Consider the following 16,620-nt stretch of genomic DNA (forward strand, 5'->3'; position numbering starts at 1 on the left):
GATGGCTCCTAGGCGCCACGCTATACCCGTGCAGGGTGGCCGTCCACGGCCCTGCGGACAGCTCCCGTCCGCAATGAAAACTCAGTGACCGCGGTGATCCTGAACGGTCATCCGTGGCCCGAACGTGGGCTTGCGGAAGCCGCTGGCATACAGCATGCGGACCAAACGTTGCCTCTGCCCGCGCCAAGGCTCCAGCAGCTCCACCATGCCGGCGTCATCAGTCTTTCGACCCGTCAGGGCATAGCCCACGTACGAGGCCAGGTGGTAGTCACCCACAGAAATCGAGTCAGGGCACCCGTGCGTCCGCTGGACTACCTCGGACGCCGTCCAGATGCCGATCCCGGGAATGGTCTGCATCCCGGCGCTCGCCCGGGCAGGGTCCAGCCCGGCAAGGCGTTCAAGCGCGACGGCGGACTGCAGCGCCCGCATCACGGTGGCCGATCGCTGTGGTCCAACCCCGGCCTTGTGCCACTCCCACGAAGGCACGGCCAGCCACTGCCTGGCGGAGGGTGGTACGAGGAGCCCTGCGGGGGCCTTGCCGGGGGCGGCTGTTCCGTAGCGATGCAGCAAATACCGGTACCCGCGCCGTGCCTCCAAGGTGGTGACCTTTTGCTCCAAAATGGTGGGCACCAGGGAGTCAACCACGCGCCCGGTGGAAGGCAGCCGCAGGGCCAGGTTCCGGCGTCGTGCTTCTGTCACGAGGCGCGGCAGAGTGGCATGGAAGGCGGGGTCGTCGAAGGCGGACCAATCGTCATCGGCGCCGAGCAACCGCGGTACTCCCGCGATGGCGTCGCCGGCTCCGGGTCCCCAGGCTTGGGCGTCTACAAAGGACTCCACTCCCACCCCGCCCGCCGATAGCCTCACCGTGGCCGGCCCCGAGCGGGCGGTGTAGGCCATCCAGAAACCGCTGGAGTTCACCGCAAAGGAAGGGTCCGCGTTGCCCCGCATGAGCGGAAACATGGTCTGGTCCAAGCGGAAGGCAGCGCCCGGATGCCACCGGATGGCCGCATCAGCCGCGGCCGCAACAACGGCCGGGGCGTCTGCAATGGTCATGTTTTCATGGTCCCACGCCGGGCTGACAATCTGCATCCGCCGCAGCCCTTACGGTGGCAACGGCCCACCGCTAGACTCCCTGATGTGGCGTGGGTGGGCCGCGCCATATCGAAGGAACAACTTCCAAAATCAAGGAGCGCGAACCATGGGTGGAGTGGTGCATTTCGAGATCCCCGCGGACAACAATGAGCGGGCCAACACTTTTTACCAGAGTGCCTTCGGCTGGACCCTGATGCCCATGGAGGGCATGGAGTACACGGCGGCGATCACGGCCCCCACCAACGAAGAGACGGGCACCCCCAATGAACCGGGAGCCATCAATGGCGCACTGTTTCCACGGACTGAGGCGCTGAAGACTCCCATCCTGACCATTGACGTTGAAGACGTCGATGCTGCATTGGCACAGGTGGAATCAGCCGGCGGCAGCGTGGTCCAGGCCAAGGACGCCGTCCCCACCATGGGCTGGTACGCCTACTTCAAGGACACAGAGGGCAACGTCCTTGGCGTGTGGCAGACCGACACCTCCGCCGGAACCTAGCCGCGGAGCCGAAGCAGGCCGTACACCGGGCAGGCGGTAACTTTGTACCTATGAAGTACGCCCAGTCCGTGTTGGACCTCATCGGCAATACGCCGCTCATCAAGCTCAACCACGTCACGGAGGGCCTCAAAGCCACCGTCCTGGTGAAACTTGAATACCTCAATCCCGGTGGATCCATCAAGGACCGGATCGCCGTGAAGATGATCGAGGATGCGGAAAAGGACGGCCGGCTCCAGCCGGGCGGAACCATCGTTGAACCGACGTCAGGCAACACCGGAGTGGGTTTGGCATTGGTAGCCCAGCAAAAGGGCTACAAGTGCATCTTCGTGGTGCCGGACAAGGTGGGCGAGGACAAGCGCGCCGTCCTTCAGGCGTACGGTGCCGAGGTAGTGGTCACGCCCACTGCTGTGGCTCCGGACAGCCCGCAAAGCTACTACGGCGTTTCGGACCGCCTGGTCAGCGAAATCCCCGGCGCCTTCAAGCCGGACCAGTTCTCCAACCCCGCCGCCCCCGGCAGCCACTACGAGTCCACGGGTCCCGAAATCTGGCAGGACACGGACGGCCGGGTCACCCATGTGGTCATCGGCGCCGGAACCGGCGGCACCATCACCGGCACCGGCCGCTACCTCAAGGAAGTCTCCGCTGACCGTGCAGAGTCCGACGGCGGCCAGGTCAGGATCATCGGCGCAGACCCGGAAGGTTCGGTCTACTCCGGCGGAACCGGCCGGCCATACTTTGTTGAAGGCGTAGGCGAGGACATGTGGCCCGCCAACTACGATCCCTCCGTTGCGGACCAGGTGATCGCAATTTCCGATGCCGACTCCTTCTCCATGACCCGTCGACTGGCCCGTGAAGAGGGCCTCCTGGTGGGAGGCTCGTCCGGCATGGCCGTGGTGGCCGCACTGCAAGCCGCCAAGGACCTGGACGAGTCCGCAGTGGTGGTGGTGATCCTCCCGGACTCCGGCCGCGGCTACCTGGCCAAGATCTTCAACGACCAGTGGATGCGCTCCTACGGCTTCCTCTCCGGCGGCGAAGAGTCCTCAGTAGGCGAAGTCCTCAAATCCAAGACGGGCGAGATGCCGGACCTGGTCCACATCCACCCCAACGAGTCCGTCCGTGACGTCATCAACATCATGAACGAGTTCGGCGTCTCCCACATCCCGGTCCTCTCGCAGGAACCGCCGGTAGTCATGGGTGAGGTCATGGGGGCCGTGGATGAACGCAGCCTCACCAGCAAGCTGTTCCGCGGCGAAGCGAAGCTGATGGACAAGATCTCCGAACACATGGGTGAACGCCTGCCGGTGATCGGCTCCCTGGAGACCATTTCGGCCGCGCGCGAGCTGCTGTCCGACGTCGATACCGTCATGGTGACGTTTGCCGGTGCCCCGGTGGGCATCCTGACGCGCCATGACCTCCTGGCCTACCTCAGCAACTAGGCCCCAACAGAGCGCCGGCGTCCGGTCCCGGCCTGCGCCCTGATCCATCCGCCCCACGAACCAAGAGGAGCTTTCATGTCTGCCACCAACAACGCCGGCTTCAACACTCGCGCCGTCCACGCCGGACAGGCCTTTGAACCCCGGACCGGTGCTGTGGTGCCACCGCTGCACTTCAGTTCAACCTACGCCCAGGACGGCATCGGCAACCTGCGTTCAGGGTACGAGTACGGCCGTGGCGGCAATCCCACGCGCGATGCGTTGCAGGAGCAGCTTGCCGCCCTCGAAGGTGGCACCGCGGCGTTCTCGTTCGGCTCCGGCCTTGCCGCGGAGGACTCGTTGATCCGCGCCGTGGCCCGCCCCGGTGACCACATTGTCCTGGGCAACGACGCCTACGGTGGCACCTACCGCTTGATCAACCGTGTCCTGGGTGACTGGGGCATCGGCAACACCCCCGTGGATATGTCGGACCTCGACGCCGTTGCGGCTGCTGTTGCTGCCAACAACACCCGCATGGTGTGGGTGGAAACGCCGTCCAACCCGATGATGAAGATCACCGACATCGAGGCCCTCGCCGCTGTAGCGCACGACGCCGGTGCCCTCCTGGTGGTGGATAACACCTTCGCGTCTCCCTACTTGCAGACCCCGCTGGCCTTGGGCGCCGATGTTGTGGTCCACTCCACCACCAAGTACATCGGCGGCCACTCCGATGTTGTGGGCGGTGCCATTGTGGTCAAGGATGCCGAACTCGCGGAGAAGATCGGCTTCATCCAGTTCGCTGTTGGTGCAGTTTCCGGTCCCATGGATGCCTTCCTCACCACCCGCGGGCTCAAGACCCTGGGCGTCCGCATGGACCGCCACAGCGAGAACGGCCAGGCCGTAGCCGAATGGCTGTTGCAGCGTCCCGAGGTGGAAGCGGTACTGTACCCGGGCCTGCCGGACCACCCCGGCCATGAGCTCGCCGCGAAGCAGATGAAGAAGTTCGGCGGCATGGTCTCTGTGCAGTTCAAGGGCGGTGAGGCAGCAGCACGCACGGTTGCCGAGTCAACCTCGGTGTTCACCCTCGCCGAATCCCTGGGCGGCATCGAGTCCCTGATGAACTACCCCTCGGAGATGACCCACGCCTCAGTCAAGGGCACCGAACTGGCCGTTCCCGTCAATCTCCTGCGCCTGTCCTGCGGGATCGAGGAAGCCGAGGACCTGATCGCCGACCTTGAGCAGGCCTTTGCCAAGATCAGCAACGGCTGACACTGTGGCTTCTCCTTCACAAACGGTGGCTTCCACCGCGCAGCGGGGCTGGATCCTCACCGTGGCGGGCGCGCTGACACTGGTGGTCGCGGTGTGGTTCCTCTACACGGACTACGAGCCGGCGCTGAATGACTTTGAGGTCTACTTCTACGGCGGCGGCAAGGTCTTGGAAGGCGGCGACTTGTACGCCTTCAGGGAGGGACTGCCGTTCACGTATCCGCCGTTCGCCGCCCTGCTCTTCACGGCTCTGGCGGGCATGGGCTTTTTTGCGGGCAGCCTGGTGTTCATCCTCGCCGCCTTGGTGGGTGCCGGCGTCGTGGCCGCATGGCTGGCACGGCACTATTTCGGCCTGAAGACCTGGCGTGCGGCCTTTGCCGACTACCGCTTCCGCACCACGGCGTTGGTGGGGGCGGGTGCCATCCTGCTGCTGGGACCATGGCGGGACACCTTCGTCTTCGGGCAAATCAACATCATCCTCATGGGCGTGATCCTTGTTGATTTCGCCCTGTACGGCAAAGTCCGGGCAGGCCAAATCCGTTGGCCTGCCGGCCTCCTCATTGGCCTCGCCGCCGGGGTGAAGCTGACGCCCCTGGCTTTTGGCTTGTATTTCCTGGTGCGCCGGGACTTCAAGGCGCTGGGTTGGATGGCTGCGGGCTTCTTTGGCTCCATTGCCTTTGCCTGGGCAGTCCTGCCTCAGGCTTCCCTGAACTTCTGGACCAAAATCCTCCCCGACACCGGCCGTATCGGTGGTCCGGCGTACGTTGACAACCTCTCCGTCAAGGGACTGTTGCTGCACTTCGGGATGCCGGACTCTTCCCTCACCAACGTGGTGTGGATGGTTCTGTCCCTGGGGCTGGTGGTCCTTGCGGGACTGATCATCAAGTGGGCTGTTGACGCGGACGAGAACTTCGTCGCAGTCTCTGCCACCGCCCTGCTGATGCTCCTGATCAGCCCTGTGTCCTGGTCCCACCACTGGGTGTGGGTTGCTGTTGCCCTGCCCAGCATGGCGTTTGCCATTCATAGGGTTCCTTCACGATCCGGGCGGATGCGAACTGCCGGATGGGTGATCGCGGTTTGTTCCACCGTGGCTTTCTTCATGACCCCCAAGAACCTCGCAGTATGGGCCGGGGCTGCCGAGTGGGGCAAGGACCCGCAGACCCAATGGCAACTGATGATCTCCAGCCTTGGCGTGGTGTGCGCAATAGCCATGCTGGTCTATTGGGCCCTGGCCTACCATCCCGCCCGGACCCGAAAACACGTCAGCTAGCAACGAATCCCGCCCTTGTGCGCAACTTCCACCGATGTACGGTGGGGGATGCGAACAAGGGCGGGACTCGTTGGAGCGGCTAGCCGGAGATGCCTTCGCGGCCGTCTTCCTCCCGACCTGTCAGGCGCCTCCTGAACGACCCATCATCGGCAGAGGTGAGCTGGAGGTCGTACCAGCCCTCCAAGGTGTCGCAGCCGATTTTCCTGGTGTGCCCGGGCTTCAGCTTCACGGTTTGGCTGATTTGCGCGTACTGCAGGGACTCCAGTTTCACGGTGACCGTTGCCCTGCCGTTGTTGCTCAACTCCAGTTCCACGGCTTTGGTGCCTCGGCGACCGGTCACGGTGACATCCACGCCTGACGCTGCGCCCGTCGTCGTGCCTTTCAGTTCGTAGTGGTACCGGTTGGGGCCGGTGACGACGACGTCGAACGCACCTGAGGCGACCGGAAGTTCCACCTTCCGGCTTCCCAAAACGTCCACGTGCAGGGGTTCGGAGACCTCGCCGGCGTAGCCGTACACGGTGAAGTGGGTGGACCGGGATCCCTTGTTGGCCAGCGTCAGGCCCAGGGTGCCGGACTGAACGTTTCCCGAGACTTGAGGACGGTAGGGGAGCGGGCGGGCGGGCCGGCTGCCGGTCTCCTGGAGCGGGGCCACCTGCACGGCCGGGGGATTGGGGCGCCAGCGACTGATCTTGGCCGGCACAGCTCCCGGGTGGTCAAGGACCGGAGGAGTGCCCGGGGACGTGAAGTTGAAGACGCCTGTCAGGTCACCGCAGACTTCGCGGCGCCAAGGCGAGATGTTCGGTTCTTCAACGCCGGTCCAGCGTTCCAGGAAGCGCAGCACGGAGGTGTGATCGAAGACTTCCGAACTGACGTAGCCGCCCACGGTCCACGGTGAAACCACCGTCATGGGTACGCGCGGTCCCAGTCCGATGGGCCTGGCGGTGGTCCAATCCGTGGATTCGCCCGCCGCGGGACGCGGCTGGACGGGCGGCGGGACGTGGTCAAAGTAGCCATCGTTCTCGTCGAAGTTCAGGAAAATTGCGGTGCTGTCCCAGGTTTCCGGGTTGCTGGCCACCGTGTCCAGCAGGCGATAGACAAAGTTTGCGCTGCCCACGGGTGTGGAAGCGCCCGGGTGCTCGGAATCGGCTGCGGAAGGCACCAGCCAGCTGACCTGCGGCAAGGTTCCACCGGTGATGTCTGCGCTGAGGCGTTCCAGGAGGGTGTCTGGACGGCCACGCCACATGGCTTTGTCGAACAGTGCCCGTTCGGCATCGGTGAGGCCGGCCCTGCCCTGCTCCAATTGTGCGAGGAGCCGGTCCTGTTCGGCCGGCGCTTTTCCGTGAAGGGTGTCGTAGAACTCCTCGGTGGTGCGAAGGTTTCCATCCACCTTGGCGAGCATCTTGCGGCCGATCGCCTTGAACGTCTGGAAATATTCCACGGCGTTGTCCGTGAAGTTATCCCAGTCCTGATAGATCTTCCACGAGACACCGTGCTGTTCGAGGCGTTCAGGGTAGGTGGTCCAGTCGTAACCGCCGTGGTCATAACCGTAGGCTGCGTTGGTGACGGCACGCTTGGTGCTGGCCGGTTCGCTGCCCGTGGTTCCGCTCCAGAGATAATTCCGGTTGGGGTTGGTGGAGCCGTTCACGGAGCAATGGTAGGCGTCGCAGATGGTGAAGGTGTCCGCGAGTTCGTATTGCAGCGGGATGTCCTGGCGTTCGTAGAACGTCATGGTGGACGCGCTCTTGGCGGGAATCCACTGATCGCACCAGCCGCTGTTCCACGCCGTGGTGGTGCCGTTGAAGGAGTGGTCCAGATCGCCCAGGTACTGGATATCGGAACCGGGCCTGCCGGCGAGTTCGGCCGCTTTGCGCAGGGAGAACGGGAGCACGTCCCCGCCGGTGGCGCGCGGCTGCTCGAACATGGACTTACCGGTCCGCAGGCGGGTAACGGCTTTGTCCCCATAACCGCGAACCCCGCGCAGTGATCCAAAGTAGTGATCGAAAGAGCGGTTCTCCTGCATGAGCACAATGACGTGCTTGATGGACTGCAGGCTTCCCGGCGGGACCGGCTTGGCCATGGCTGCCTGCACCGAGGGCGGCAGCAGCGATCCTGCGGCTGCAAGCGCCGTCGCTGCAGCCGCGGTGCCAAGGAAGCCGCGGCGGGAGAGCCCGGACGAATCGGTTGAACGATTAACCATTTCAGGGTTGTTCGAGGACATTCAGGGGTACCTTTCGTGGTCAGAGTTGACCGGGCCAGCCTAATCAGGGCGGATGAACCTGGGATGAAAGCGGGGGAAACCGGCGGGGTGTGTCGCGCAGATCACACCCCAGGATTCGCAAGCAGGGAATCCGGCGTCCCTAATTGAGGGCAATCACCAGCATTTGATTGGTGCCGGGAATGCACGTCTGCAGGACGGCCCTGGGGAAGCCGTCGAAAGCCGCCGAGACATGGCTGGTGGTGCCGCCCAAGGGGACCTGGCCACGGGCATCCACGGTATAGGTCCCATAGCCGGGGAGTGTGACCGTTTGGCCCACCTCGATGCCCGAAAAACGCGCCCACCCGCCACAGTAATCGTGTTCGGTGATGAAGAGTGAAAAGTCATCAGTGGGGGTGTAATGGACCGGGCCGATGCAGGCATCCACCATCTCCTGGCCGCCCGAGCCAGCCACCTCAATGGTCCATTCGCCCCGGCTGCCGGGCAGGCGGGCAATGGACCCGCCGCCGTCGGGAAGTTGCCCCGCCATTGGACCCACGACGGCGGGAGCCACCTGGCGCTGGAACGTCACGGCGTGCGGGCCAAGTGCCAATCCGGAAGGCGGCGTCGGACTCCACGTTGTTCCATTGCCGGCCAACGGCGGCGTTGCGGCCACCGCGGACATGATGGCGACAGTCAGCAGCAGGGTCTTGAGGTGCGGGTACGGCACCTTCTTGCGAAAGGAATCGATCGCAGATGACAGGTTCTGTGGTTGTGGGTTGTCCTGCCGATTCATGGGAACCCCAAGCGCAATTGGAACCGGCCTGGACGCCGGAACAGTTATTCAGAAATCCCCAGACACTATCGATTGTAGGAACTCCCGGGTCGATCTGAACCTGATGGGGCTACTCGTCTTTCCAACCGGTCACTACTTGGTTGCGACGCCGGAAGCTCTGGGCTGAGAAGAACATGGATGCACCCAACGACGTATCCCATATGAAGGTCATCCACACGGACTGCGGTAAGGCAACAATGTCGGCTGATGCGTGCACCCACTGCGGCACGCCCTTGACCGCCGCCACCACGAGCTGGCACAGCTTCAAACGCAGCGACCATCCGCTGGCACACTGAGGAGAATTGGACATGGCAGGGAGGTTGTTCCTGACTTATCCGCTGGCTGACGATCCGACATTGCGCCGGTTCTGTACTGGGGGAGATCTGTCGGTCCGGCTCCCTGCCCACTGGGTTTGAAGCATCTGCGCGAGTCGCAGCCTCAACAGTTAGACGACTGTTGAAAATGAGACGGTGGCAGGAAAGCAGTTCCTGACTTGCCCGCTTCGTGACGATCGGCACCTCGTGCACGAACTGTCTACGCGGAGATCTGTCGGTTCGGCTTCCCTGTCACTCACCTAGGGCGATCGGGCCGGACGGAGTTGTGACTTGATAGGAACGTGCAGCTTAGCTCTTCAGTGCTTTGTCCGCCCGGCCCGGTCAATCGTGCTCGCCTCAAAATCCGTCGATAGGAATGAGCGCACATGACTCTCACAACGACGCTGCCCGTCAGGGCAGTCACCATCGGGGTAGACACGCACTCGATGTTTCACCACGCGCCAGCTCTGGACTCCATGGGGCATCTACTGGATGACCGCCGTTTTCCCGCCAACCTCGCCGGATACCAAGACCTGTTGGACTGGTCCTCGGGCTTTGGGATCATCAGCGCCTTCGGCATCGAATGCACCGGCTCCTATGGGGCCGGCCTAACAAGGCATCTGCTGGCCGCAGGGGTAGATGTCATCGAGGTCAACAGGGGACACTCATTGACCCGTAGCCGCTCACGGAAAAACGACGCTATAGACGCAGAAGAAGCAGCCCGCAAAGTGCTCTCCGGTCAATGCTCTTCACCAGCCAAAGACACAACCGGCACCGTTGAAGCCATCCGTCACGTGTATCTTGTGCGGGACTCCGCCATCAAATCCCGCACGGCTGCACTTGTCCAGGTGAGAGACATCCTCGTTACGGCACAAGGCATTCTGAAGGACCGATTGGACGCCGGAGCAAGCCGCCAAATATGCGCTGCGGGAACTCGGCCGGCGCATCTCTGCACTCACCGTTCAGATCAACGAGACCGAAAAGCACCTGACCAAGCTGCTGCACGCAATCGCGCCAACCATGATGGCACTGCCCCAAGTCGGGCCTGTCACCGCTGCCCAGCTACTGATAACAGCCGGAGAAAACATCGACAGATTCCCCAGCGAGGCCGCGTTCGCCCGCCTCTGCGGCGTCGCACCAGTGCCGGTTTCCTCAGGTAGATCCCACAGAATGCGACTTCATAGAGGTGGCAACCGCCAAGCCAACAGATCCATCTATCTGATCACTGTCGGTAGCCTCAAACTCGACCCAAAATCCCAGGCATATCGAGACCGCAAACGGGCGCAAGGACATTCCAAAGGAGACGTTATCCGCAGCCTGAAACGCTACGTCGCAAGAGAGCTCTACTACGCCCTCAAGAAGGACCTCCAAGAACATAACCGAGTCGTCAAGCTGAGGCCCTAGTCCCGTCGGCTATTCAGCTTGTGAGAAGACTTCTTTCGCGACGGTGATGGCTGACATTGCTTTGGGCCATCCGGCGTAGAAAGCCATGTGGATGATCGCCTCTTTGAGTTCGGTCTCGGTCAGTCCGTTGGTCCGTGCGCGGGCGAGGTGCCCGCGGAGCTGGTCGGTACTGCCGCTGGTGATCAGGCTGGCGACCGTGATCAGGCTGCGGTCCCGGGGTGGAAGTTCTTCGCGTTCCCATATGTCGCCGAAGAGAACGCCGTCTGTGAGATCAACGAGTTTCGGGGCGAAATCGCCGATGAGTTGCTGTGCCCTGGTCTGGTGTGAATCGCTCATGTGCTGAACCTTTCAATATGTGTAACTGTAGGTGCGCGGGCGCCGGCTGTTGCTGCCGAGCGCTTAGCGGGCGGGGAGAAGTCCTAAACGTTGTAGCCATGATTCGACGGCGGCTCCGGCGTCCCGGACCTCTTCGCCTTTGACCGCAAGGCCTTGGCCGATGGTTGAACCGGTGCAGGATTGTTCGTAGTCGCGTGCGGTGTTGCCCAGCCCGCTCATGGCATGGGTGGTGAACGTGGTCATGATCATTGGGGCCCTGACGTTCCAGATGCCGCTGGCCAGGATCACCGTGTCGTACTGCTGTATGGAGGGCAGCGGGTTGCTGATCCCCGGGCGTGCGTCCTCGTCCTGTTCGCGGACGTTCCGGGCGACGGTGGCGTCATAGCTGTCCGGGTAGGGTTCAGCGGCTTCGATGCGGTGTACCTGGCACGGGATCAGGGCGCTGATCATGCCCGCGAGTACCTCGGTGTTGCCGATCTCCAGGTTGGTTCGGTCTCCGTAGTAGTAGTTTTCACCTGCCCGTGAGAAGTAGGCGAGCATTACCCGTTGGCCTCCCTGGCCTGGTCCTGTGCTGTTTGGTGGGGGCCTGGTGTCTGTTGAGGGCACGGTGGGTGGTCCTTGGGGTGTGCAGGCTGCTGTTGTTGCGGCGAGCAGGGCACCGGTCAGACCGGCGGCCGCTCCGCGAAGGGCGGACCGCCGGCTGACGTTCAAAGGGTTGAGGGCCACGGGATTGCCGGCGCTTTAGTTGTAGCGGCGGCCGCCGAGCCAGCTGACCATGGCGGGGTCGCGGTGGTCGAAGAACAGGCTGGCGCCGGTGTCCAGGGTGGTGATGGTGGTCATTTGCTCTTCGGTGAGGGTGAAGTCGAAGACGTCCAGGTTTTGGGCCATCCGCTCGGGCCGGACTGACTTGGGGATGACGACGACGTCGCGCTGGATGAGCCAGCGGAGCACCACCTGGGCGACTGACTTGCCGTGTGCTTCGGCGATGGCGCTGAGGACCGGATCGGTGAAGAGGTTGTTCTTGCCTTCGGCGAAGGGTCCCCAGGATTCGATCTGGACGCCGCGTTCGCGCATCAGTTCCTGATCCGCGAACCGCTGATGGAAGGGATGCGTTTCGATCTGGTTGACCGCCGGGACGATTTCGTTGTGGTCGATGAGGTCAACAAGGCAGTCGGGGTGGAAGTTTGAGACGCCGATGGCGCGGGCGAGGCCTTCCTTGTTCAGGTCCTGCATGGCGCGCCACTCGCTGTAGTAGTCCCCGAGCGGCTGGTGGATCAGGTAGAGGTCCAGGTAATCCAGTCCGAGGCGGTTCAGGGAATTCTGGAATGAGCGCTTCGTGTCGTCGTAGACGCTGCCGGTGGGTGCGTGCTGGATCCAGAGTTTGGTGGTGATGAACAGTTCGTCCCGGTTGATCCCGCTGGCCTTGATCGCGGCGCCCACGGCGTTTTCGTTGCCGTAGGAGGCTGCGGTGTCCAGGTGACGGTAGCCGGTGGCCAGCGCTGCTTCGACGGCGGCCTGGGTTTCTTCTTCGGGGATCTGGAATACGCCGAAGCCGAGGATGGGCATTTCGATACCGTTGTTGAGAGTGACGTTTTTCATGGGTTTGTCCTTAATGTCGTTCTGTTGAGGTCTAGGCGTGGGTAGTGGTGTGGGCGGCCAGGTAGTCGTGCTCGCTGACGGGTTCGAGCCACGTCGCGGTGTGTCCGTTGTCGTGTTCGACCAGGGCCAGGTGGCACATCAGGCTGTCCTGTGTTGCGCCGTGCCAGTGTTCTTCCCCTGGCGGGGTGTAGACGGTGTCTCCGGCGCGCATGAGGATGACCTTCCCGTCGCGGGTGGCTACCAGTCCCGCTCCGTCGGTGCAGTGCAGTGTCTGACCGAGGGGGTGGGAGTGCCAGTGGGTGCGGGCGGCAGGGCTGAAGCGGACCATGGCAGAGTTCAGCCGTGAGGGATCGTCGCCGGACTGCAGTGCGTTCAGATACACGTCACCGGTGAATTTTTCGGTGGGCCCCTTGGAGGTTGGGCCCGGAATCGCGAGACGCATTGAAGTTCCTTTCGAGAGACTGGGTTGGATCAGTTCCTGGTTGGTTGCGAACGACGCTGTGGTGCCAGGGATACGACGACAAGGATGACGAGCAAGACCGCGGTGGCACCGAGACTGGCGCGCAGCCCTGTCATGAACTCGCCACTGGCCAGGACAGCACCGAAGATGGCCACACCCAGGGACCCGCCAACTTGACGGGCGGTGTTGACCACCCCGCTGGCCGTGCCGGCCCGTTCGGCGGCGACGTTATCCATGACCTGGGCAATGATCGGCGGGACAGTGAACGAACCACCAACGCCGACCGGGATCATGAAAGCTGCGACGAGCAGGACCGGCGCATCCGCAGGAAGCAGACACAGGCCGATCAGGCCGGCAGTCATGATCAGCTGGCCCGCGGCGATCATCGCCACATGCCCATACCGGGCCATCAGCCGTGCCACCCACGGGTTCAGGACGGCAACAAGAGCCGTCATCGGCAGGAACAACAAACCGGTTTCCAGAGCAGAGGATCCGCGTTCCTGCTGGAAATAGAGGCTTTGCACGAACACGATGCCGTAGAAAGCAGCCATCGTCACCACAGCGATGATCAGCGCGGTGGACACTGCCCGGGACCGGAACAGATCCAACGGGATCATCGGATGCCGGCCTTTGGATTGGGTGGTGATGAAAGCTGCGATTGAGATCGCGCTGATGCCGAACAGTGTCAGGATGGCCGGGCTGCCATATCCTGCCTCAGCGCCTTCGATGATGCCGTACGTCAGTGCCGCCAGTGCTGCGACTGCGGTGACCTGACCGGCCCAGTCGAAGGGCGCGGGACGGCGGGCCGAAGGCGCGACTCGGGAAAGGGCCATCATTGCTGCGGCACCGACGGGCAGGTTGACGAAGAAAATCAGCCGCCAGTCGAGCTGCGTCAACAGCCCGCCCAGGACCGGGCCGGCAGCGGCGGCCACTGAACCGCCCAGGCCCCAGTACACAATTGCCCGACCCCGGGAGGCCGGGTCATGGTAGGCCTCCCGGATCAGGGCCAGGGAAGCGGGGGTGATCATGGCCGCCCCGATGCCTTGCAGGATGCGAGCAGCGATAAGGACCGGCAGCGTCGGGCTTAGCGCGCATGCGGCAGAAGCGACAATGAAGATCAGCATGCCCAACCCGTAGGCGCGCCGGGCGCCTGCACGGTCCGAGAGCGTGCCGGCGAACAGTTGGAGGGCAGAGAACATCAACGTGTACCCGGTCACGACCCACTGCAGTCCGGAGAGGCCACCGCCAAGGTCATTCCGGATTTCCGGGAGGGCGACGTTGACGATCTGAGCGTCCAAGGCGACCACAAAGAATCCCAGCATGGCCACTATCAGGGACGCCCTGGGTCGGACGACGACAGCTGGACGGCTGGCAGTGGGGACAGACATGGTGTCCTTTCGAAACACGGAAACGGTCTTCTTCAAGAAAACCAGCCCTTTTACGGGCGCGGGAGTGCCTGTTGTGCGGTGTACTGGCAGTTCCTGTTAGACCGTTCCCGTACCGCCGTAGCCTAGAAGGCATGGACAACACCAACGACGTCCGCGATTTCCTCATGAGCCGCCGGGCACGCATCACCCCGGCCCAGGCAGGGCTCCCCGCCTACGGCGGGACCAGGAGAGTGAGCGGCCTCAAACGCGAAGAAGTAGCCATGCTCTCCGGGGTGAGCACCGAGTACTACGCCCGGCTCGAACGAGGAAACCTGCGAGGTGTGTCCGAGTCCGTTCTCGACTCGTTGGCCCGTGCCCTGCAGCTGGATGAAGCCGAACGCGCGCACCTGTATGACCTCGCCAAAGCGGCCGGGCCCACCCCGGCATCCGCCGCGCGGCGTTCCCGTGCAGACGTGCGGCCCAGCATCGAAAGAGTCTTGGCAGGGATGACCGGGACACCCGCCTACGTCCGGAACGCCCGCATGGACGTCGTGGCCGCCAACAGCCTGTGCTTCGCCCTCTACACCGACATCCTCAGCCCCGAAAAGCTGCCGCTGAACCTTGCCCGGTTCATGTTCCTTGATCCCCGGTCCAAGGACTTCTTCGTCGACTGGGATACCCTCGCCGACGACTTCGCAGCGTCCATGCGCACAGAATCCGGACAGAACCCCCGCGATCGGGCATTGAACAGCCTCATCGGTGACCTCGCCGCTGGCAGCACCGAATTCTCCACACGGTGGGCCCGGCATAATGTGCGGTTCCACCGCAGCGCCCGCAAGAGAATGCGCAACCAACTCGTCGGCGAGATCGAGCTCACCGGCGACGCCCTGGAACTGCCCGGCGAAGGACTCACCCTGATCGCCTACTCAGCCGAACCCGGAAGCCAAGCCCAAGATCAACTCGACTTCCTCGCCAGCTGGAGCGCCAACATCAAAACCACCTCGAACCCGCACCACTGAACCCGCCGACGGCCTAGCCGGCAACGTCTTCCCGAACCGGCCGGAAATGGGGTTAATGGGGGAGGGGTTGACAATAGGAACATCTCGCCGTCGCACCTCAAGAGACCCTGACGCCCGACTCCCCTGAAACGGAGATCCCCGCATGACAGCTCCCGACGTCACCGGTGCACCGCCCGGGAAGACGGCACCCACCAACCGACACCGCCGGCTCCACCCTGCCTGGATCGTGGCAGCGGTGGCATTCCTTGCCTTGGTGGGAGCTGCCGGCTTCCGTGCGGCACCCGGTGTACTGATGGTGCCGTTGCAGGAGGAATTCGGCTGGTCCACCACGGTGTTGTCCTTGGCCGTCAGCATCAACCTGGTCCTGTTCGGGCTGACGGCGCCCTTCGCTGCAGCACTGATGGAACGGTTCGGCATCCGGAAAGTCACCTCACTTGCGCTGTGCCTCATCGGGCTGGGTTCGGCGCTCACGGTGTTCGTGAACCAGTCCTGGCAGATCCTGCTCACCTGGGGCTTGCTGATCGGGCTCGGCACAGGTTCCATGGCACTGGTGTTCGCGGCGACCATCGCCAACACCTGGTTTGCCAAGAGCCGCGGACTGGTCATCGGTATCCTGACGGCAGGCAGTGCTGCCGGCCAGCTGGTATTTCTTCCCTTCATCGCCGCCCTTGCCCAGAACCCCGGCTGGCGGGGAGCATCCCTGCTCATTGCCGCCGGCGCGCTCGCCGTTGTCCCGCTGGTGCTGAGATGGCTCCGGAACTCACCCGCCGACGTCGGGGTGTTGCCTTACGGGGCCGAGGAACCGGGCGACGCGCCAACAGGTGCGACATCAGTCGCGACGCCGGCCGGCAAGCCTGCCGCTGGAGGCGGAGCGCCCGCACTGTCGCCGCCGAAGGACTCCGCCAATGCCGCTGTCCGTGCCCTGCAGGTACTGAAACGGGCCAGCAAAGTGCGCACCTTCTGGGCCTTGGCTGCCGGTTTCGCCATCTGCGGAGCAACCACCAACGGACTGATAGGCACGCACTTCATTCCCTCCGCGCATGACCACGGCATGCCCGAGACTACGGCGGCAGGGTTGTTGGCCGTCGTCGGAATTTTCGACATCGTGGGGACCATCGCCTCGGGATGGCTGACCGATCGCTTCAATCCCAAAGTCCTGTTGGCGGTGTACTACCAGTTCCGCGGGATCGGGCTGCTGGTATTGCCGCTGCTGCTGGGCTCGTCCGTGGAACCGAGCATGATCATCTTCGTGGTGGTTTACGGCCTCGACTGGGTGGCCACAGTGCCGCCAACTGCGGCGATCTGCCGATCGGTGTTCGGCGCGGACGGTTCCGTGGTTTTCGGCTGGGTATTCGCCGCCCACCAGCTGGGAGCAGCCGTGGCCGCACTGCTCGCCGGATTTATCCGGGATGCCACCGGGCACTACAACTACGCCTGGCTCGGCGCGGCTGCCATGTGCACCGTGGCCGCGGTGATCAGCGCCACCATCCGTAAAGATGCCGTGAAGAAGGAACCCGTGGGCGTCGCCTAACTCATGCCCACCGGTGCGTTGC

14 protein-coding genes and 2 pseudogenes are annotated in these 16,620 nt (G+C 63.5%); 7 read left to right on the top strand and 9 right to left on the bottom strand.

Going from position 1 to position 16,620, the window contains the following annotated elements; genetic code table 11:
• Positions 1-81: 81 nt before the first annotated feature.
• The gene (locus M1D51_RS05880; protein WP_458108904.1) at positions 82-1,053 is read right to left on the bottom strand and encodes a DNA-3-methyladenine glycosylase family protein; all 972 of its coding nucleotides are present in this window, start codon (positions 1,051-1,053) and stop codon (positions 82-84) included.
• 145 nt (positions 1,054-1,198) lie between these two features.
• Between M1D51_RS05880 and M1D51_RS05885 the strand changes: the two genes are divergently transcribed.
• From M1D51_RS05885 to M1D51_RS05900, 4 genes are all read left to right on the top strand, one after another.
• Positions 1,199-1,591: a VOC family protein gene (locus M1D51_RS05885; RefSeq protein WP_458108905.1), complete on the top strand. Its 393-nt coding sequence runs from the start codon at positions 1,199-1,201 to the stop codon at positions 1,589-1,591.
• A gap of 50 nt (positions 1,592-1,641) precedes the next feature.
• Positions 1,642-3,027: a cystathionine beta-synthase gene (locus M1D51_RS05890; protein ID WP_458108906.1), complete on the top strand. Its 1,386-nt coding sequence runs from the start codon at positions 1,642-1,644 to the stop codon at positions 3,025-3,027.
• Positions 3,028-3,102: 75 nt separating this feature from the next.
• Positions 3,103-4,272, top strand: a complete 1,170-nt coding sequence (locus tag M1D51_RS05895; RefSeq protein ID WP_172322809.1) for a cystathionine gamma-synthase — start codon at positions 3,103-3,105, stop codon at positions 4,270-4,272.
• A gap of 4 nt (positions 4,273-4,276) precedes the next feature.
• Positions 4,277-5,539: a glycosyltransferase 87 family protein gene (locus tag M1D51_RS05900; protein WP_172322810.1), complete on the top strand. Its 1,263-nt coding sequence runs from the start codon at positions 4,277-4,279 to the stop codon at positions 5,537-5,539.
• Positions 5,540-5,618: 79 nt separating this feature from the next.
• On the opposite strand, the gene M1D51_RS05905 is transcribed toward M1D51_RS05900, so the two are convergent.
• The 3 genes and pseudogenes from M1D51_RS05905 to M1D51_RS05915 all read right to left on the bottom strand — a co-directional run bounded on the left by M1D51_RS05905 (position 5,619) and on the right by M1D51_RS05915 (position 8,878).
• Positions 5,619-7,757, bottom strand: a complete 2,139-nt coding sequence (locus tag M1D51_RS05905; protein ID WP_458108907.1) for a phosphocholine-specific phospholipase C — start codon at positions 7,755-7,757, stop codon at positions 5,619-5,621.
• A 139-nt stretch (positions 7,758-7,896) separates the two neighbouring features.
• Positions 7,897-8,217: pseudogene (locus M1D51_RS05910) on the bottom strand (LysM peptidoglycan-binding domain-containing protein); the annotation flags it as partial.
• Positions 8,218-8,638: 421 nt separating this feature from the next.
• A complete protein-coding gene (locus M1D51_RS05915) occupies positions 8,639-8,878 on the bottom strand; it encodes a hypothetical protein (protein WP_458108908.1) in 240 nt (79 codons plus the stop codon).
• Between the two features lie 390 nt (positions 8,879-9,268).
• On the opposite strand from M1D51_RS05915, the pseudogene M1D51_RS05920 reads away from it, so the two are divergent.
• Positions 9,269-10,286 (top strand): annotated as a pseudogene (locus M1D51_RS05920) (IS110 family RNA-guided transposase).
• Positions 10,287-10,295: 9 nt separating this feature from the next.
• Here M1D51_RS05920 and M1D51_RS05925 read toward each other — a convergent pair.
• The 5 genes from M1D51_RS05925 to M1D51_RS05945 form a co-directional block, all read right to left on the bottom strand.
• Positions 10,296-10,622 (bottom strand): carboxymuconolactone decarboxylase family protein, encoded by a 327-nt coding sequence (locus M1D51_RS05925; RefSeq protein ID WP_172322812.1) that lies wholly within the window; start codon positions 10,620-10,622, stop codon positions 10,296-10,298.
• A 63-nt stretch (positions 10,623-10,685) separates the two neighbouring features.
• Positions 10,686-11,348 carry a flavodoxin gene (locus M1D51_RS05930; RefSeq protein WP_458108909.1) on the bottom strand — a complete coding sequence of 221 codons (663 nt, stop codon included), beginning with the start codon at positions 11,346-11,348 and terminating at the stop codon, positions 10,686-10,688.
• A gap of 15 nt (positions 11,349-11,363) precedes the next feature.
• Entirely contained in the window at positions 11,364-12,221 is an 858-nt protein-coding gene (locus M1D51_RS05935; RefSeq protein WP_458108910.1) for an aldo/keto reductase, read from the bottom strand.
• Between the two features lie 31 nt (positions 12,222-12,252).
• Positions 12,253-12,663, bottom strand: coding sequence for a (R)-mandelonitrile lyase (locus tag M1D51_RS05940; RefSeq protein ID WP_458108911.1), 411 nt, complete (start codon positions 12,661-12,663; stop codon positions 12,253-12,255).
• Between the two features lie 29 nt (positions 12,664-12,692).
• Entirely contained in the window at positions 12,693-14,069 is a 1,377-nt protein-coding gene (locus tag M1D51_RS05945; RefSeq protein ID WP_458108912.1) for an MFS transporter, read from the bottom strand.
• Positions 14,070-14,200: 131 nt separating this feature from the next.
• Between M1D51_RS05945 and M1D51_RS05950 the strand changes: the two genes are divergently transcribed.
• Entirely contained in the window at positions 14,201-15,067 is an 867-nt protein-coding gene (locus M1D51_RS05950) for a helix-turn-helix transcriptional regulator (RefSeq protein ID WP_172326002.1), read from the top strand.
• A 142-nt stretch (positions 15,068-15,209) separates the two neighbouring features.
• Complete coding sequence (locus M1D51_RS05955) at positions 15,210-16,598, top strand: MFS transporter (RefSeq protein ID WP_458108913.1); 1,389 nt, start codon at positions 15,210-15,212, stop codon at positions 16,596-16,598.
• Positions 16,599-16,620 lie beyond the last annotated feature (22 nt).

Source organism: Arthrobacter sp. R3-55, from assembly GCF_054161505.1.